Source organism: Roseomonas aeriglobus, assembly GCA_016937575.1.
Classification (GTDB): Bacteria; Pseudomonadota; Alphaproteobacteria; order Sphingomonadales; family Sphingomonadaceae; genus Sphingomonas; species Sphingomonas aerigloba.
The window spans coordinates 1,541,648-1,559,944 of the sequence record JAFHKN010000002.1 but is presented as its reverse complement, the minus strand read 5'-3'; the positions used below and the strand labels follow the sequence as shown (position 1 = coordinate 1,559,944).

General features: G+C 67.1%; 18 protein-coding genes. 11 read left to right on the top strand and 7 right to left on the bottom strand.

What is annotated here, in order from left to right; translation table 11 throughout:
- Positions 1 to 21: 21 nt before the first annotated feature.
- The 3 genes from JW805_07840 to JW805_07830 all read right to left on the bottom strand — a co-directional run bounded on the left by JW805_07840 (position 22) and on the right by JW805_07830 (position 4,100).
- The gene (locus JW805_07840; protein MBN2971926.1) at positions 22 to 1,200 is read right to left on the bottom strand and encodes an RsmB/NOP family class I SAM-dependent RNA methyltransferase; all 1,179 of its coding nucleotides are present in this window, start codon (positions 1,198 to 1,200) and stop codon (positions 22 to 24) included.
- Between the two features lie 289 nt (positions 1,201 to 1,489).
- Complete coding sequence (gene guaB / locus JW805_07835; protein MBN2971925.1) at positions 1,490 to 2,953, bottom strand: IMP dehydrogenase; 1,464 nt, start codon at positions 2,951 to 2,953, stop codon at positions 1,490 to 1,492.
- 334 nt (positions 2,954 to 3,287) lie between these two features.
- On the bottom strand, positions 3,288 to 4,100 hold the full coding sequence (locus tag JW805_07830; GenBank protein ID MBN2971924.1) for a CoA ester lyase: 813 nt from the start codon (positions 4,098 to 4,100) through the stop codon (positions 3,288 to 3,290).
- A gap of 52 nt (positions 4,101 to 4,152) precedes the next feature.
- Between JW805_07830 and JW805_07825 the strand changes: the two genes are divergently transcribed.
- The 3 genes from JW805_07825 to JW805_07815 are packed head-to-tail and all read left to right on the top strand — an operon-like array spanning position 4,153 to position 7,390.
- On the top strand, positions 4,153 to 5,130 hold the full coding sequence (locus tag JW805_07825) for an SPFH/Band 7/PHB domain protein (protein MBN2971923.1): 978 nt from the start codon (positions 4,153 to 4,155) through the stop codon (positions 5,128 to 5,130).
- Positions 5,127 to 5,579, top strand: coding sequence for an NfeD family protein (locus JW805_07820; GenBank protein ID MBN2971922.1), 453 nt, complete (start codon positions 5,127 to 5,129; stop codon positions 5,577 to 5,579). The genes JW805_07825 and JW805_07820 overlap by 4 nt, the downstream gene beginning before the upstream one ends.
- A 59-nt stretch (positions 5,580 to 5,638) precedes the next feature.
- Positions 5,639 to 7,390 (top strand): DUF885 family protein, encoded by a 1,752-nt coding sequence (locus tag JW805_07815; GenBank protein MBN2971921.1) that lies wholly within the window; start codon positions 5,639 to 5,641, stop codon positions 7,388 to 7,390.
- 116 nt (positions 7,391 to 7,506) lie between these two features.
- Here the strand turns inward: JW805_07815 and JW805_07810 are convergent, their stop codons facing one another.
- Entirely contained in the window at positions 7,507 to 9,123 is a 1,617-nt protein-coding gene (locus tag JW805_07810; protein ID MBN2971920.1) for a phosphoenolpyruvate carboxykinase, read from the bottom strand.
- A gap of 146 nt (positions 9,124 to 9,269) precedes the next feature.
- On the opposite strand from JW805_07810, the gene JW805_07805 reads away from it, so the two are divergent.
- The 8 genes from JW805_07805 to JW805_07770 all read left to right on the top strand — a co-directional run bounded on the left by JW805_07805 (position 9,270) and on the right by JW805_07770 (position 15,414).
- On the top strand, positions 9,270 to 9,977 hold the full coding sequence (locus JW805_07805) for a response regulator transcription factor (protein MBN2971919.1): 708 nt from the start codon (positions 9,270 to 9,272) through the stop codon (positions 9,975 to 9,977).
- Between the two features lie 140 nt (positions 9,978 to 10,117).
- Positions 10,118 to 11,674: a sensor N-terminal transmembrane domain-containing protein gene (locus JW805_07800; protein ID MBN2971918.1), complete on the top strand. Its 1,557-nt coding sequence runs from the start codon at positions 10,118 to 10,120 to the stop codon at positions 11,672 to 11,674.
- Complete coding sequence (locus JW805_07795; GenBank protein MBN2971917.1) at positions 11,674 to 12,108, top strand: serine/threonine protein kinase; 435 nt, start codon at positions 11,674 to 11,676, stop codon at positions 12,106 to 12,108. The genes JW805_07800 and JW805_07795 overlap by 1 nt, the downstream gene beginning before the upstream one ends.
- A complete protein-coding gene (rapZ, locus tag JW805_07790) occupies positions 12,075 to 13,031 on the top strand; it encodes an RNase adapter RapZ (protein MBN2971916.1) in 957 nt (318 codons plus the stop codon). Before JW805_07795 ends, rapZ begins: the two co-directional genes overlap by 34 nt.
- A 23-nt stretch (positions 13,032 to 13,054) precedes the next feature.
- Positions 13,055 to 13,462, top strand: coding sequence for a PTS sugar transporter subunit IIA (locus tag JW805_07785; GenBank protein MBN2971915.1), 408 nt, complete (start codon positions 13,055 to 13,057; stop codon positions 13,460 to 13,462).
- Positions 13,459 to 13,734: an HPr family phosphocarrier protein gene (locus JW805_07780; protein ID MBN2971914.1), complete on the top strand. Its 276-nt coding sequence runs from the start codon at positions 13,459 to 13,461 to the stop codon at positions 13,732 to 13,734. The genes JW805_07785 and JW805_07780 overlap by 4 nt, the downstream gene beginning before the upstream one ends.
- A 137-nt stretch (positions 13,735 to 13,871) precedes the next feature.
- Positions 13,872 to 14,672 (top strand): RNA methyltransferase, encoded by an 801-nt coding sequence (locus JW805_07775; protein ID MBN2971913.1) that lies wholly within the window; start codon positions 13,872 to 13,874, stop codon positions 14,670 to 14,672.
- A gap of 61 nt (positions 14,673 to 14,733) precedes the next feature.
- Positions 14,734 to 15,414, top strand: a complete 681-nt coding sequence (locus JW805_07770) for an META domain-containing protein (GenBank protein MBN2971912.1) — start codon at positions 14,734 to 14,736, stop codon at positions 15,412 to 15,414.
- A gap of 64 nt (positions 15,415 to 15,478) precedes the next feature.
- Here JW805_07770 and rmuC read toward each other — a convergent pair whose 3' ends face one another.
- The 3 genes from rmuC to recR all read right to left on the bottom strand — a co-directional run bounded on the left by rmuC (position 15,479) and on the right by recR (position 18,272).
- Positions 15,479 to 16,903: a DNA recombination protein RmuC gene (gene rmuC, locus JW805_07765; protein MBN2971911.1), complete on the bottom strand. Its 1,425-nt coding sequence runs from the start codon at positions 16,901 to 16,903 to the stop codon at positions 15,479 to 15,481.
- Between the two features lie 215 nt (positions 16,904 to 17,118).
- Positions 17,119 to 17,643, bottom strand: coding sequence for a peptide deformylase (locus JW805_07760; protein MBN2971910.1), 525 nt, complete (start codon positions 17,641 to 17,643; stop codon positions 17,119 to 17,121).
- 32 nt (positions 17,644 to 17,675) lie between these two features.
- Complete coding sequence (recR, locus tag JW805_07755) at positions 17,676 to 18,272, bottom strand: recombination protein RecR (GenBank protein MBN2971909.1); 597 nt, start codon at positions 18,270 to 18,272, stop codon at positions 17,676 to 17,678.
- Between the last annotated feature and the right edge of the window lie 25 nt (positions 18,273 to 18,297).

Below are 18,297 nucleotides of genomic sequence, written 5' to 3'. Positions count from 1 at the left end.
CGATCATCACGGGCAAAGTTATCACGCAGCCCGCAGGCGTGCGACAAAAAAGCCGTCGGTCCCGTCGGTTGCCGGCGCCAATCGAGCGCCTGCACCGTGCGCCGTGCCCGCCGCCGGCCCCTCCGCCGCCCAGCCCGGATGCCGGGCCAGGAAGGCGTCGACCTGCGCACGACCTTCGGCGTCCAGCAGTGAACAGACGATGTATGTGATCGATCCACCCGGCTTCACCAGCGTCGCGCCGAGGTCGAGCAACCGCGCCTGGGTCGCGACCAGACGCTCGAGCCGCGGCGCGGTCAGCCGCCACCGTGCCTCCGGATTTCGGCGCCAGGTGCCGGTCCCCGAACAGGGCGCGTCGATCAGCACGACGTCGGCCGCCCCCGTAAGGTTGGCCAATGCATCGGCTTCCTCGCCCGGATCGAGCAGTCGCGTCTCGACGATCGTCACGCCGGCGCGATCGGCGCGGGGTTGGAGGCGCTGAAGCCGGGCGCGATCCGTGTCGGTCGCGACGATGCGGCCGTCGTTCGCCATCAGCGCGGCGAGCGCCAGCGTCTTGCCGCCGGCCCCTGCGCACAGATCGACCACGGTCATGCCGGGCATGGCCTGGGCGACGGTGGTGACGATCTGACTGCCCGCGTCCTGCACTTCGATCAGGCCGCCCTCGAACGCCGGCGAGCGTTCGACCGCAGTGTCGGCGGGAAGACGAAGCCCGGCGGCCGTGCGATCGATCGGCGCGGCGCCGTCGAACAGAGCGAGCGCGTCGTCCCGGCTGCCCATCAGCGTGTTGACGCGGATATCGAGCGGCGCTCGGTCGAGCAGCGCAGTCAGCTGCGTACGGTCGAGGCCGGAGCGCTGCAACCCATCCACCAGCCACGCGGGCGCGACACCGGAAAGCGCGGCCTGCTCCTTCGCATCAATCGGGGCCGGGCCGTGCGCGCTGCCGTCGAACGTCTCGGCCAGCTCAGGCCGGTCTTTCGCCAGTGCGAGCATCGCCGCGCGGCCGCTGGCCGGGCGCTCGCCGAGGCTGCGGATCGCATCGTAGACGAGTGTTCGGACAGCGCGGCGGTCCTTCGAGCCGGCATAGCGGCGCTGCGCAAAGTAGCGGGCGATCAGCGTGTCGGCCGCCGGGCCACCGTCACGGGCGGCGGTGACGATCGCATCGAGCAGTTCGATCGCGGCCTGGGTGCGGGCGGCGGGGGTCATGCGACACGGACCCGAAGTTCACGAAGTTCACGCCAAGAGGCGGTTTCGTGCCGGAATATAGGTTTCATTTTGAAACTAATAACAGTGAGGTCAGAAGGCATCACTCGCGTGGAGCAAATCGCTTCCAACTTTGCCAGCGGTTTGTTGGCAGAACCGACGCTATCAGCCGTCATTCCCGTGGAGGCGGGAATCGATTTTGGCTGGTCGAGCGGCTCTTTTCGCGACGCCAGCCAGAATTTACCCCCGCCTGCGCGGGGGTGACGGCGAGATTGGTTGGCGGAAGACGCCCTCAGCCCCGCGTCGGGTAGTTCGGCGCTTCCCGCGTGATCGTGACGTCGTGGACATGGCTTTCACGAAGCCCTGCGCCGGTGATCCGCACGAACTGCGCGCGCTGCTGCAGGTCTGGAATGGTGGCCGACCCGGTGTAGCCCATCGCCGCCTTGATGCCGCCGACGAGCTGGTGGATGACTTCGCGCGCGGAGCCCTTGAAGGCGACCTGACCCTCGATCCCCTCGGGCACCAGCTTCAGCTGATCCTTGATGTCGCCCTGGAAATAGCGGTCGGCCGAACCACGGCCCATGGCGCCGACACTTCCCATGCCGCGGTAGGATTTGTACGCACGGCCTTGATACAAAAAGGTTTCGCCGGGAGCTTCCTCGGTCCCGGCCAGCAGCGAGCCGACCATGCAGGTGGAAGCACCTGCCGCAAGCGCCTTGGCCAGATCACCCGAGGTGCGGAGACCACCGTCGGCGATGACGGGCACCCCCGCCTTGGCGGCTTCTTCCGCGGCGTTCATCACTGCGGTCAATTGGGGCACGCCGACGCCGGCGACGATGCGCGTGGTACAGATCGAGCCCGGGCCGATGCCGACCTTCACGCCGTCAGCGCCCGCGTCGATCAGCGCGCGGGTCGCCTCCGCCGTGGCGACGTTGCCGGCGATCACCTGGACGCGGTTCGAGCGGGCCTTCACGCGTTCGACCGCACGCGCGACGTCCTTGTTGTGGCCGTGCGCGGTATCGATGACGATCAGATCGCAATCGGCGTCGATCAGCGCCTCGGTGCGCTCATAGCCCTTGTCGCCGACGGTGGTCGCGGCCGCGACGCACAGCCGGCCGGCGGCATCCTTGGTCGCGTCGGGATAGGTCACCGCTTTCTCGATGTCCTTGACCGTCACCAGACCGACGCAGCGATAGACGTCGTCGACGACCAGCAGCTTTTCGATACGGCGCTGGTGGAGCTGACGGCGCGCCTCCTCCTGGCTAACGCCGACGCTGACGGTCGCGAGATTTTCGTGCGTCATCAGCTCGGCAACGGGCTGGTTCGGGTTTTCGGCGAAGCGGACGTCGCGGTTCGTCAGGATGCCGACCAGCTTGCCCGACGCTTCGGTGACCGGAATGCCACTGATGCGGTGACGGGTCATCAGCGCCTGCGCCTCGGCCAGCGTCGCGTCAGGGCGGATGGTGATCGGATTGACGACCATGCCGCTTTCGAACCGCTTGACCGCGGTGACCGCCGCGACCTGCTGCTCGACGGTCAGATTGCGGTGCAGCACACCGATGCCGCCCAATTGCGCCATCATGATCGCCATCGCGTCTTCGGTGACCGTGTCCATTGCAGACGACAGGATCGGAATGTTGAGCGCCAGATCGCGCGTCACGCGGGTGCGGGTATCCGCCATCGACGGCAGCACTTCGCTTTCGGCCGGCACCAGCAGCACGTCGTCGAAGGTCAGGCCGTAGGGGATGTCGATCATGGGTGCGCCAATCTGGGTCGAGTCGAGAATTGGCGGGCCATGTAACCAAGCGGGGTGACGGGCGCTAGTCCTTCGGTCGGGCGGGCGCGGGGAAGAAGGAAGAAGATTGGTTCAGAGAAGGCGCAAAGGCGCGAAGAGAAGAAGGGAGATTCACGCGGAGGCGCGGAGGCGCAGAGATCGTTCGCGCGCGCCAGCGCGCTATGTCTTCGCCACGTTTCGCAGGGCGTTACCGCCGCATTCTAGAGCCGCTGTCGCGGCGAGCACGTCACCTCAGCGCCTCTGCGTAAAACCAATTCTTCTTAGCACCTTCGCGCCTTCTCTGAACAAATCTGCTTCACTCCCCCCGAGCAAGAACTGCCCGCGCCTGATCGACGTGCATCCCTTCGATCATCCGGTCGCGGAAGCGTTCGGCGCCGCCGGTGAAGGCGGCGATCAGAGCGCGGGCTTCCTCGATTTCCTCCGGCGTCGGGCCGAAGGCGATGTTGCACGGGTCGACTTGAGACGGGTGGATCAGCGTCTTGCCGTCGAAGCCGAGGTTGCGCCCCGCCCTCGCCTCTTCACCAAATCCTTCCGCATCGTCGAGGCGGTTGTAGACGCCGTCGAAGGCCCAGCCGCCGTTCGCGCGGGCGGCGAGGATGATCGTCTGGAGGGCGTGGGACAGGCTTTCACGCGGGGCCGAGGGCGGCAGGCGGAGCGTCGCGCGCAGATCATTGGTGCCGACGATCAGGCCGACGACGCCTGGCTGCGCGGCGATCTCCGCTGCGGCCAGCACGCCGAGCGGTGTTTCGATCATCGCGAGCAGCGGCTTGCCACTGGCACCGGCGACCGCTCCAGCATCTTCGGGGCGCTCGACCTTCGGCAAGACGATTAGGTCCGCGGTCGAAGCGGCCACGGCGGCGACGTCCGCGTCATGTTCGCCATGACCGACCGCGTTTACCCGGATCGCGGCGAGGCGGGGGCCGAAGCCCTCCTTCACCGCGGCCACCGCCGCGGCGCGTGCTGCTGCCTTGACGTCATCCGCGACGGCATCCTCCAGGTCGAGCAGCACCGCGTCCGCCGCCAGGGTCCGCGCCTTGGCGACCGCGCGCGGGTTGGAGGCCGGCAGGAACAGGAGCGATCGGGGCGCGAGGCGACGGGGAGTGGTCATCGCCGGCGCTTATGCTACCCCTTTGCGCTTAACGGGAGTGGGAATCGCCGACATGGAACTGACCGTCGCCGCCCTGGTCGCGCTGCTGATCGTCGTCTTCTACCTGTTCGCGTCGATCAAGATCGTGCGGCAAGGCTATCAATATACGATCGAACATTTCGGCCGGTACACGACCACCGCGTCACCGGGGTTCAATTTCTACCCCGCCTTCTTCTACCGCGTCGGCCGCCGCGTGAATATGATGGAGCAGGTGATCGATATTCCGGGTCAGGAAATCATCACCAAGGACAATGCGATCGTCTCCACCGACGGCGTCGTCTTCTTCCAGGTGCTCGATGCGCCCAAGGCGGCCTATGAGGTCAGCGACCTCTATGTCGCGCTGCTCCAGCTGACGACGACCAACCTGCGGACCGTGATGGGCAGCATGGACCTGGACGAGACACTGTCGAAGCGCGACGAGATCAACGCGCGCCTGCTGTCGGTGGTCGATCATGCGACGGTGCCATGGGGTGTGAAAATCACCCGCGTCGAGATCAAGGACATCCGCCCGCCCGCCGACATCGTCGCCGCAATGGGTCGCCAGATGAAGGCCGAGCGCGAAAAGCGCGCGAACATCCTGGAGGCGGAAGGCAGCCGCGCGTCGGAAATCCTGCGTGCCGAAGGGCAGAAGCAGGCGCGCATCCTGGAGGCCGAGGGGCGCCGCGAGTCGGCATATCGCGACGCGGAGGCGCGCGAACGGGCCGCCGAGGCCGAAGCGAAGGCGACCCAGGTCGTGTCCGATGCGATCGAAAAGGGCGGCACCCAGTCGCTTAACTATTTCATCGCGCAGAAATATGTCGAGGCGGTGGGCAAGTTCGCAACCAGTCCGAACGCGAAGACGATCCTGTTCCCGGTCGAAGCGACGCAATTGATCGGAACGCTCGGTGGGATTGGCGAGCTCGCCAAGGAAGCGCTGGGTGGCGCGGCGCCGACGCCGCCGAAGCGTGAGCCTACGCCGTCCGTTCCGCGCGTGCAGGCGCCCGACGCGTGACCATGACGCCCGGCCTGTTCTGGCTGATCGCCGCGCTGCTGCTCGGTGGTGCGGAATTGATCGTGCCGGGCGTGTTCCTCGTGTTTCTGGCGGCGGCGGCAGCGGTCGTCGGCCTCTTCCTGCTGCTGTTTCCCGAGCTGCCGCTCTGGGGCCAGCTTTTGGGCTTCACCGCCTGGTCGGTGATCGCCGTGCTGGCCGGGCGCCGCTGGTATGCCGACACCCGGCCGGAGAGCGCCGATCCGCTGCTCAACGACCGCGTTGTGCGACTTCTGGGTGACGTCGTCACCGTGACCCAGGCAATCGACGGTGGGCGGGGACGCGTGCGCGTCGGAGACAGCGAGTGGATCGCGATCGGTGCCGATGCGCCGGTCGGCGCGCGCGTCCGCGTGACCGGCGTGCGCGACACCGCGCTGGTCGTCGAAGCCATTTCCCCCTTGGAGACGAAGTGATGTTGCTTTCCCGCCGCGATGTCCTGGCCGCCGGTGCCGGATCGACGCTGATCGCGGCCATGCCCGCGGCGGCCCGTCCCGCCCAGCCGGCGTCGGTAATCGATGTGCTGGCGGAAGAATGGCTGCGCCTCGCTCCCGACCGCGCCACATCGCTGGGCATCGATACCGGCGCGCGGGCCGGGCTTCGCTCGCAGCTGATGGACCTGAGCCCCGCCGGGGCGAAGCGGGTCGAGGCGTGGCTACGCGGCGCGATACCGCGGCTGCAGGCGGTCGTCGCGGGTGCCGGCGATGCGGCGACGACGCGCACCGCGGAGGTCGCCTTGGCGGCGTACCGCACGAGTGCAGACGGCTTCGCCTTCGGCTACGGGGACCCGTCGGTCGCCGGGTGGCGCAACGGACCCTATGTGGTCGCGCAAAACATGGGCAGCTACCTCGATACGCCCAAGTTCCTCGAGGGCGACCATCCGATCAAGACGGCGGCGGACGCGGACGCCTATCTCGCCCGCCTGGCGTCGTGGCCGAAGCAGCTGGACGGCGAAACCGCACGACTAAAGATCGACCGCGGACGCGGTGTGATCGCGCCGGATTTCATCCTCGACAAGACGCTCGCTGCGATGACGCTGACCCGCAACGAGCCACCGGCGCAGATGGTCGTGGTCACCGCGCTCGCCAGGAAGGCAGCCGGCATCCCCGGCGATTGGGCCGCCCGGGCGGAGCGGATCATCACGAGCGGCGTGCTGCCCGCGCTCGATCGCCAGATCGCCGAGCTGAATGTGCACCGCGCCCGGGCCAAGAGCGATGCCGGGGCGTGGAAGCTGCCGCAGGGGGAGGCCTATTACGCCTGGGCGCTGCGCGCGGCGACGACGACGCGGATGACGCCCGACGAGGTCCATGCCGACGGCTTGCGCCAGCACGCCGACTACCACCGCCAGATGGACACGATCCTGCGATCGATGGGACTGACCCAGGGATCGGTCGGCGCACGCATGCGGACGCTGAACAAGGACCCGCGGTTCACCTTTGCCAGCGGCGACGCGGGCCGCGCGGAGATCCTGAAGTTCATCGAAGGACGCATCGCCGACATTCGCCCGCGGCTGCCGAACGCGTTTCACACGCTCGTGCGCGGCACGGTGGAGGTGCGGCGGATCGCGCCGGCGGAGGAGATCGGCGCGCCGGGCGCCTATGGCGGACCGGGGTCGCTCGACGGCAGCATCCCGGGACGGTTCTGGATCAACCTGCGCGACCCGGCGCGGCACACCAAGTACAATCTGCCGACGCTGACCTATCACGAAGCGCTGCCGGGCCATGTCTGGCAGGGCGAATATAACCAGAAGCAGCCGCTGCTCGGGACGCTGATCGGCGACGGGTTCAGCGCCTATGTCGAAGGCTGGGCGCTCTATGCCGAGCAGCTGGCGGGTGAGCTGGGGGTGTATGAGGGCGACAGCATCGAATCCAAGGCCGGGCGGCTCGGCTATCTCGACTCGATGGCGTTCCGCGCGGCGCGGATGGTCGTCGATACCGGCATCCACTACAAACGCTGGACCCGCGATCACGCGCGTGAATGGTTCGCGGAAGCGACCGGTGACACCGTCGAGGGCGTGACGAGCGAAATCGATCGCTATTGCGTGTGGCCCGGCCAGGCGTGCGGCTACAAGGTCGGCCACAGCGAGATCAACCGCCAGCGCGAGCGCGCCAAGACGGCAATGGGCGCGCGGTTCGATTACCGCGCGTTCAACGACATGGTGGTGGGCGGTGGGTCACGGCCGCTGAGCTTCGTGGCGCGCGATACGGACCGGATGATCGGGGCGTGAAGAAATCCTCCCCAGAATGGGGGGGGCGCGAAGCGGTGGCGGAAGGGCTTGGGGAGTACTCCGTAAGCCCCTCCACCGGCTTCGCCTGTCCCCCTCCCCTTGCCGGGGAGGATTTTTTAAGCCGCCTCCGCCTGTCGCGTTACCTTCGGTGCGGCCTGGCGGACGCCTTCGTCGACATGGTCCGCGAACTGCGCGAAGTTCTCCGTGAACTGGCCGACCAGCTTTGCCGCCGTCGCGTCATAGTCGGCCGCATCGGGCCAGGTTTCGGGCGGGTTCAGGATCTGTGAATCGACTCCCGGCACCGCGACCGGCACCTGGAAGCCGAAATTCTCGTCCGTGCGGAATTCGGCGTCCTTCAGGCTGCCGTCGAGTGCCGCGTCGAGCAGCGCGCGCGTCACCTTGATCGGCATGCGGCTGCCGACGCCGTACTTGCCGCCGGTCCAGCCGGTGTTGACCAGCCAGCAATCGACCCCGCCCTTGGCGATCCGCTCCTTCAGCAGATTGCCATAGACGCTCGGATGGCGCGGCATGAACGGCGCGCCAAAGCAGGTCGAGAAGGTCGCGTCGGGCTCGGTCACGCCGATCTCGGTGCCGGCGACGCGCGCGGTATAGCCGGACAGGAAATGATACATCGCCTGTTCGGGCGTTAGCTTCGCAATCGGGGGCAGCACGCCGTACGCATCGGCAGTCAGGAAGATGATGTTCTTCGGCACCCCGCCCATGTTCTTTTCCGACGAGTTCGGAATGAAGTCGATCGGATAGGCGCCACGCGAATTCTCGGCGAGGCTTGCATCGTCGAGGTCGAGCTGGCGCGTAACCGGGTCCATCACGACGTTTTCCAGCACGGTGCCGAAGCGCTTGGTGGTCGCGAAAATCTCGGGCTCGGCGTCCTCCGACAGGCGGATCATCTTGGCATAGCAGCCGCCTTCGAAGTTGAAGACGGCGGTATCCGACCAGCCATGCTCGTCATCGCCGATCAGCGTGCGCTTCGGATCGGCCGACAGCGTCGTCTTGCCCGTGCCGCTGAGGCCGAAAAACACCGCAGTCGAACCGTCGGCGCCCATATTGGCCGAACAATGCATCGGCATGACGCCGGTCGTCGGCAGCAGATAGTTGAGCAGGCCGAAGACGCTCTTCTTCATTTCGCCCGCATAGCGGGTGCCGCCGATCAGGATCAGCTTCTCGGTCAGGTTGACCGCGATCACCGTCTCGCTGCGCGTGCCATGCCGTGCCGGATTTGCGCGGAAGCTCGGCAGGTCGATGATCGTGTAATCGGGCACGAAGCCGCGCAGCTCCTGCTCCTCCGGGCGGACCAGCATCGTGCGGATGAACAGATTGTGCCAGGCGAGTTCGTTGATGACGCGCACCTTGACGCGATGCTCGGGCTGCGAGCCGCCGTACAGATCCTGCACGTACAGGTCTTCGCGGCGCTTCAGCGCGGTCATGAAGTCTTCCTTCAGCGCCGCGAAATGTTCCGGGAGCATACCCTTGTTGGTCTTACCCCACCACACGGTGTTTTCGGTTTCGGCATCGCGGACGATGAACTTGTCCTGCGCACTGCGCCCGGTGTGCGGACCGGTTTCGACCACCAGTGGGCCGTCGGCGCTCAGCTTCCCCTCGTTCCGGCGCAGCGCGGCGTCGACCAGACGGGCGGTGACGAGATTCCAGTGGATGTCGGCGCGGGTTTCGATGCCCTGCGACTCGAGGCCGGCGTCAGGAACGCGATCGCTCAACTCTATTCTCCTCCGTGCCCGGCTGACCGCCGATGCATACGTATGTTGTCATTGGTCCCCGGCGCTTATCGGTGGGTTTCGGGAGGGTCAAACCTGCTACCGGTGTCACTGTTGAGGACGGTGCTTTTCTCGACTAACGCCGTCACATGACCGCAACGATCGCGCTCGTCGACGACGACCGGAACATCCTGACTTCGGTCTCGATCGCGCTGCAGACGGAAGGGTTTCTGACCCGCGTCTATTCCGATGGCGAGACGGCGCTGAAGGCGCTGCTCGACAACCCTCCCGACCTGGCCGTGCTCGACGTCAAGATGCCGCGGATGGATGGGCTCGAGCTGCTGCGCCGCCTGCGCGAGAAGTCGATGGTCCCCGTCATCTTCCTCACCAGCAAGGACGACGAACTGGACGAGGCGCTGGGTCTGGCGATGGGCGCGGACGATTATATCGCCAAGCCGTTCAGCCAGCGGCTCCTGATCGCTCGCATCCGTGCGATCCTGCGCCGTACCGAAGGCGCGCCGATGGGCGTGGAAGCAGGGGCGCAGGAAGGACAGGCGCCGATCGAGCGCGGCCGCCTGGTCATGGACCCGGCACGCCACCGCGTAACCTGGGCAGGAAATCCGGTGACACTGACGGTCACCGAATTCCTGATCCTGGAAACGCTCGCGCAGCGGCCCGGCATCGTGAAGACGCGCAACCAGCTGATGGACGCTGCCTATCAGGACGACATCTACGTGGACGACCGCACGATCGACAGCCACATCAAGCGGGTGCGCCGCAAGTTCCGCGAGGTCGACCCGGAGTTCGACGCGATCGAGACGCTGTACGGGGCCGGATATCGGTTTTCGGACGAGTGAGGTTGCAACCCATGCCCGTCCTCCCCTCCGCGGGGAGGTGGCATCGCGAAGCGATGACGGAGGGTTGTCCCCCCCTCGATAGCGCGACACCCCTCCGACCGGCTTCGCCGGCCACCTCCCCTACCAGGGGAGGATTCTGAATGCCCTCCGACGACCCCACTTCCCCCCGCGACCTGTCGCTGACGTGGTCTGCGCGCGTTTCACTGACGCCACGCATTCTGGCGGTGAACATCATCGCGCTCGCGATGCTCGCCGGCGGGTTCTTCTATCTCGACAGCTTCCGCAGCCGCATTCTCGACAGCCGCATCGCCCAGGCGAGTCGCGAGGCGCGGTTGATCGCCGATGCGATAGCAGCCGTGCCGACAGAGGAACGCGGTGCGCTGATCATGGGCTATGCCCGCGACACCGGTGCCCGGCTGCGGCTGTACGACCCGAACGGGCGGCTGCTCGACGATACCCGGACGCGCGGATCGACCAACGCGATCCTGCGCGATCCCGACAAGGACCCGTGGCGCCAAGACGTGGCGCGCTTTCTGGACGGCGCGATCGACACCATCGTCGGTGCCACCCGCGCGCCGCTGTTTCGCGAGCGACGCAACGGGCTGGACTGGCCCGACGTCGCCGCCGCGCTCGACCCGACGGTGGCGCGCGCGAGCGTATGGCGGGCGCCGGACCGAACGCCCGTCATCACCGCAGCGGCACGCTACGGCGATGGCATCGTCTTCACCACCGCCAACGCCCGCGACATCACCACGACCGTCCGTAACGAGCGGTTCCGCCTGTTCGTCGTGCTGGCGATCGTCTCGCTGCTGTCGATCCTGTTGTCGTTGTTCCTCGCCCGGACCATCGTGCGCCCGCTGCGCCGCCTAGCGCGCGCGGCGGTCCGGGTCCGGTTGGGCCGCGCGCGCGAAGTCGTCGTCCCCCGCCTGCCCGACCGCCGCGACGAGATCGGCCTGCTCGCGCGGGCCCTGTCCGACATGAGCGGGGCCTTGCGCGCCCGGATCGACGCGACCGAAGCTTTCGCAGCCGACGTGACGCATGAGCTGAAGAACCCGCTGGCATCGATGCGCTCGGCAGTCGACGGGCTCGCGCGGGTCGAGGATCCGGCGCTGCAGGAACAGCTGTTGGCGGTCGTGCGGGACGACGTCCATCGACTCGACCGGCTGATTACCGATATTTCCGACGCGTCGCGGCTCGATGCGCAGTTGAGCCGGGCGAAATTCGAAAGTGTCGACGTCGGCGCGATGATCACCGCATTGATCGACGGGCGCCACGCGCGCGAGGTCGAGCGCGGCATCCGCCTTTCCTTCCGCCCCGATGACGGCGGACCATTGAACGTCTATGGTGAAGGCGCGCGGCTGGAACGGGTGTTCGACAACCTTGTCGACAACGCGATTTCCTTCTCCCCCGACGGGGGCCGCATCATATTGGCCGCAACGCGCGCCGACGACATGCTGGAGATCCGGGTAGAAGACGAAGGCCCCGGCGTCCCCGAGGCGGATCGCGAATCAATCTTTCGCCGGTTCCATTCGGTGCGTCCGGCGAGCGAAGCCTTTGGCCGGCATTCGGGGCTGGGCCTCGCGATTGCCCGGACGATCGTGGAGGGGCATGGTGGCAGCATCATGGTCGAATCGCGTGAGGATGGGCGGACCGGCGCCGCCTTTGTCGTCCGCCTGCCGCTGGCGGGACGGGACTGATGGCATCGCTGTCCAGCGAAACGATCCATGCCAGCTGCGTTGCCATCGACGGGCAGGCGGTCCTGATCGAGGGACGATCCGGTACCGGCAAATCCGACCTGGCGCTCCGCCTGATCGATCGCGGCGCGCGCCTGGTCAGTGACGACTATACGATGCTGCTGCGGCGCGGCGCCGACCTGATCGCGCGGCCGCCCGACAATCTGGCGGGGAAGATGGAAATTCGCGGGATCGGCATCGTCGAATTGTCGCATGTGGTCGATATGCCGGTTGCGATGCTGGTCGCCATCACCGAAACCCCGCCGCGGATGCCAGCGGGCGGGCGCAAGCGTGTCCTTGCCGGGGTCGAGGTGCGCGAAATCGCCCTGCCCTCGCTTGAGCCATCGGCACCGATCAAGGTCGAATGGGCGCTGCGCCACGGGCGAAACGGCTCATGACGATGCCGCAGCAGATCCTGCTCGTCACCGGCATGTCGGGTGCGGGCAAGTCGACCGTCCTGCGCACGCTGGAGGATCTCGGCTGGGAAACGGTCGACAACCTGCCGATGACGCTGATCGAGCGGCTGCTGGAGACGAAGGCACCGGCCGGGTCCGACGGCGCCGACCGCCCCCTCGCGATCTGCATCGGTACGCGCACTCGCGGGTTCGACGCGGCGCAGGTGATCGGCCGCATCCAGGCGCTGCAGCACCAATTGGGCACCGATATCGGCGCGCTGTTTCTCGACTGCGCCGGTGCCGAGCTCGACCGACGCTATTCCGAGACGCGGCGCCGGCATCCGCTCGCGCTCGACCGCCCGGCGAGCGACGGGATCGCGCGCGAGCGCGAGATGCTCGCCCCGCTTCGCGACTGGGCCAACCGCGTCATCGACACGACGGACCTCAGCTCCAACCAGCTGGCCCAGGCCATTCGCGCGACCTTCGCCGGCGAGGAACTGGGGCGGCCGGTGCTGTCGGTCATGTCGTTCGGATTTGCCCGTGGGTTGCCGCGCAATGCCGATCTGGTCTTCGACATGCGATATCTGCGCAATCCGCATTGGGTGGCGGATCTGCGCCCCGGCACGGGGCTTGACGCCGATGTGGCGGCCTATGTCGCGGGCGACCCTGCCTATGCCGAATCGGTGGCGCGGATCGAGGATCTGCTGCTGTTGTTGCTCCCACGCTACAGGGCGGAGGGGAAATCCTATGTCACCGTCGCGATCGGCTGTACCGGCGGGCGGCATCGCTCGGTCCATGTCGCCGACCGCATCGCGCGACGGTTGCAAGCCGAGGGGTTTTCGCCCACGGTGACACATCGCGACCTCGGCACGGCGCCGCAGGACTCGCTCGAGGGTGCGCCGAAGGCGAAGTTGATTTCCGGATGAACGCTATTTCCAAGACTGACGCCATGATCGGCCTGGTTCTCGTCACGCATGGTCGTCTGGCGGAAGAATTTGTTGTGGCGATGGAGCATGTCGTCGGCAAACAGGATCGGATCGCCACGATCTGCATCGGGCCGGAGGACGATATGGAAGGTCGCCGCGCCGACATCGCCACCGCCATCGCCGACGTCGACCAGGGCGCTGGCGTAATCGTGCTGACCGACCTGTTCGGAGGCACGCCCTCCAACCTCGCCATCTCGCTGATGCGGCCAGGCAAGGTCGAGGTGATCGCAGGGATCAACCTGCCGATGCTGATCCGCCTGGGTGGCGCGCGCAAGGCGATGAAGGTCGCCGACGCGGTCAGTGCTGCGCGCGATGCGGGCCGCAAATATATCTCCGTCGCCTCCGAAGTTTTGGGAGAAGCCGCTGCATGAGCGAAAAGGCCGAACGCACCGTCCTGATCGCCAACCGCCGCGGGCTCCACGCTCGCGCCAGCGCCAAGTTCGTTACCCTCGCGTCGTCGCAGCCGTGTGAGCTGGTGGTCCGCAAGGACGGGTCGAGTGTGACCGGCACGTCGATCATGGGGCTGATGATGCTCGGCGCGGCGATGGGCGACCACATCGTGATCTCGGCCGAGGGCGAGCATGCGGAGACCGCGGTCGCGGCGTTGTGCGAGCTGGTAGAAGCCAAGTTCGGTGAGGATTAAATCCCTCTTCCTGCGGGAGAGGGAGGGAGCCGGCGGAAGGGTGAGGGCAGCCATATGCCGCCTTCACCCGCCCTCACCCTCCCCCGCCTTCGGCGCGGGCCCCTCCCTCTCCCGCCCGGAGAGGGTAAGGTGATGTCATGCCCCGCGAGATAACCGCCTTCTCCAATCCACTGGTCAAAGCCACCCAGCGCCTGCGCGACAAGAAGCATCGCCGTGACGCCGGGTTGTTCCTTGCGGAGGGCCTGCGCATCCTGACCGAAGCGCGGGAGGCGGGGCGTCTACCCGAGACACTGTTCTTCACGCCCACGACCGCAGATCACCGCCTGGTCGGCGCGTTGGTCGACGCGGTGGAAGCCGCGGGCGGCGACGCGATCGAGACGACCGCCGACATTCTGTCGAAGCTGTCGGGCAAGGACAATCCCGGTTCCGTTATAGGGGTTTATGGTGAATTCCTGACTCCGCTTGCCAATATCGACCGTACAGCCGCGAAGATATGGCTGGTCGCCGAACGGCTGCGCGACCCGGGCAATCTCGGGACCATCCTGCGCACCGCCGACGCGGTCGGCGCAGGCGGGCTGATCCTGGTCGATGATTGCGTCGATCCCTTTTCGGTCGAAGCGGTGCGGGCGAGCATGGGCGCACTGTTCACCGTGCCCGTCGCCCGCGCGCGGTGGGAGGAGTTCCGCGACTGGCTGCGCGCCGGACCGGGCCAGCTGGTCGGTTTGAGCCTCGATACGACGCACGACTACCGCGCCGCGACCTATGAGGCCCCGACGTTCCTGCTGACCGGCAACGAGGCGCAGGGCATGCCCGATCACATGGCGGAAGAGTGCGACCTGCTGGTGAAGATCCCGATGCTGGGCAAGGCGGACAGCCTGAACGCCGCGGTCGCAACCGCGGTGATGGCGTATGAGGTCCTCGCCCAAACCCGAGGATGAACGCACGGGCCACCTGGGGTTCAGGTCGAGCTGGCAATTCTCAGGGCGAAGGAGATGGTCGATGAAAGCCCTGTTTCTGGTCCCCGCCCTGCTGATCGCGGTGCCCGCCGCCGCCCAGTCCGACCGCGCACCCTATCGCGCGCTCGGGACCGAACCGTTCTGGTCGCTGACCATCGATGCCGCCACGCTCCGGTACGAGCCCGCCGGCGGTCGCCCCATTACCGTAGTGAAGCCACGGCCGATCGTCGGGATCAACGGCGAGCTCTACCGCACGCCGCGGATGACGGTCGATATCACCCACACGCGCTGTTCGGACGGGATGAGCGACCGCGTCTATGCCGACACGGTCCGGGTTCGCATCGGCCGGCAGGAGCGAAACGGCTGCGGCGGGCGGATCGTCAGCGACGGGGCTGCGAACGCGCTGACCGGGACGTGGCGGGTCGATGCCCTGAACGGCCGCCCGGTCCGCCTCGACCGGCCAGCCACTTTGACCTTTGCCGGCAACCGGCTGTCGGGCAGGGTCTGCAACGGCTTTGGCGGGACCTATCGTTTCGCTCGGGGAACGCTGACGACGAGCGAGATCATCGGCACCCAGATGGCATGCATGGACGGGCGGACGCAGGTGGAGACCACGCTGGTCGCGACGCTGCGCACGCCGTTGAAGGTGTCGAGCGGCAGCCGCGCGGATACGCTCGTTCTGTCAAACGGCAGGTCGAGCGTGACGCTGCGGCGCGCGGACTGAACGAGCCGCCCTGCCCGTTCGCCCGAACCGCGCGGCGACGCGCTCAGCACGAACGGGGACAGGGCTACTCCGCCGCTTCCCGTTCCGTCACGCCGTCGTCGGCTGGCGGAGCATCCGCGGCCGGGAGCATGGCGACGTCGACCGCGGTCTGGCGGGCGAGCGCGTCGACCGTGTCGACGCTCTCGATCTCCTTTGCGCCCGTGCCAACGCTCAGGTCGCGGAAGCGGCGGGCGGAGACGAGGACGCGGCCTTCGAAGCTGGCCACGAATTTATTGTAGTTGTCGACCGCCGAGTTCAACCCGCCGCCGACCCGCTTCAGGTGCGTCGCCGCGGTCGCCAGGCGCTCATGGAGTTCCTTGCCCAGCGCATCGACGGCGCGGGCATCGTCGATCAGCTTTTCCTGACGCCAGATGTTCGCGATCGTCTTGGCGATGGCGACCAGATTGGTCGGCGTCGCGAGCAGCACGCGGCGCTCGATCGCCCATTCCCACAGCCGCGGGTCCTGCTCCAAGGCGGCGAACAGGAAATGTTCGCCTGGAATGTACATCACGACATAGTCGGCGGCGTCGCCGAACTTGTCCCAATAGCTTTTGGAGCCAAGCTGCTGGGCGTGGTTGCGAACCGACGCGGCATGCGCATTCATCGCCCGCGTCCGCGTCTCGTCGTCGATCGCGTCGCTCGCGTCGAGGAAGGCGTTGAGCGAGCATTTCGCGTCGATCACCAGGCGCCGTCCGCCCGGCAGGCGAACGATCACGTCGGGGCGCAGCACACCCTCGTCGGTGCCGACGACAACCTCCTGCTGGAAATCGGCAAATGGCGAGAGCCCCGCCTGTTCGAGCACGTTGCGCAACGACTGTTCGCCCCAGCGCCCGCGTGCCTTCGGGCTGGTGCGCAGAGCGTTGACGAGCTTGGCGGTTTCGTCGCGGACCTGCCCCTGGCCGACGCGGACCTGCTCGACCGCCTCGCGCAATCCCGCATAGCTGTCGATCCGGTCCTTCTCGACGCGGTGCAGGCCCTCCTCGTAGCGCTTCAGCGTCGTCTCGACGGGTGCGAGCAACGCCTTGATCTTCGCTTCGTTCGCCTCCCCGGCCTGGCCGAACCGGGCGTCGGCGCGCTTCAGGAAGCTTTCCTGCGCCGAATCGAGTACCTTCGCACCGAGGTCGCGGAACTGCGCGGCCATCGCCTCACGGTCGGCCTTGAATTCGGCGAACCGCGCTTCGAACGCAGCGGCCTTGGTGCGAAGCTCAACGCATTCCAGGCGGGCGCGATCGCGTTCTTCGGTGGTGACTTCCAGGGCCTCGCGCAGCTCGGGCATGTCGCGAACGCGTTCCGATGCGACGGCGAGTTCGGATATCGCGCGCTTGAACTCCGCCTCGCGCGCGTCGCGCTCGGCGCGGACCTCCGCCACGCCGCGGCTGCCGAGCAGCCAGCCCACCCCAACCCCGATCACGAGCGCGAGGACGATCAGGAGGAAGGCAGTGGAATCCATGAATATGCTCGACGCTGACGGGAACAGACGTCGAACCTATCCCGCGACGGGACGGGCGACAAGCGGTGTGCGGTGAGGCGTTTGAGCGTATCGTCTTGACAGAGCGGAACGGCATCCCCGCGAAGCCGGGGATCAAGTCTGGCTGACCGCACGGAAGGAGCCGCACGTTCGCCATCAATTCATCCCCGCCTCCGCGGGGATGACGACCAGCGTGGTCAGCCCGCGCGCCGCGCCTTGTTCAGCTTCTTCACGATCATGTCGCGTTTCAGCCGCGAGATATGGTCGATGAAAAGCACGCCGTTCAGATGGTCGATCTCGTGCTGCATGCAGGTCGCCAGCAGGCCGTCCATCTCCTGCTCGTGGTCCTTGCCGTCGCGGTCGAGCCACTTCACGCGGCAGCGCGCGGGGCGTTCGACCTCGGCATATTGCTCGGGGATCGACAAACAGCCCTCATTATACTTCGACAGCTCTTCGCTGACCCACAGGATCTCGGGATTCACGAATGCCTTCGGATCGCGGATCGGCTTGCCGTCCTCGTCCTCGCCCTCCTGCAGGTCGATCACGACGACGCGCTTCTCGACACCGACCTGGGTCGCGGCGAGGCCGATGCCGCGTGCGTCGTACATGGTGTCGAACATGTCGTCGATCAGCGTACGAACGGCGTCGTCGACTTGGGGCACCGGCTCGGCAACGGCGCGAAGCCCCGCATCAGGGATTTCGAGGATGGTCATCACGGTCATGGCGTCCGGCTAATCCCGCGGGGGCCGCCCCGTCAAGCGAGAGGGCGTCGTGCCCTGAGCGCCTGAGCGAGAGTCCCGTCATCCAGATAGTCGAGCTCCCCACCGACCGGCAGGCCGTGGGCGAGTTGCGTCACGCGCACCGGAAACCGCTCGATCCGCTCGGCGACATAATGGGCGGTGGTCTGCCCCTCGAGCGTCGCATTCATCGCCAGCACGACCTCGTCGATCCCGCCGCCCTCGATCCGGCGAACCAGGCTGTCGATCGCCAGATCCTCCGGTCGCACGCCCTCAAGCGCGGACAGCCGACCGCCGAGCACGTGAAACTTGCCGGGGAAAAGCCGTGAGCGGTCGAGCGCCCACAGATCGGCGACTTCCTCCACGACGCAGAGCGAGCGCGTGTCGCGGCGCGGGTCGGCGCAGATCGCGCAAGGGTTCGACGTGTCGACATTCCCACACACCGCGCAGGTTTCCAGCCGATCGTTGACCGCGGCGAGGGCGCTCAGCAACGGCGCCAACGTCGTTTCGCGGCGCTTCAACAGATGCAGGACGGCACGTCGTGCCGAGCGGGGGCCGAGACCGGGAAGCCGCGCCAGCGCGTTGGTCAGCGCCTCGATTTCGGGGGAAGCCATATCACCGGAACAGATAGGGGGTTGC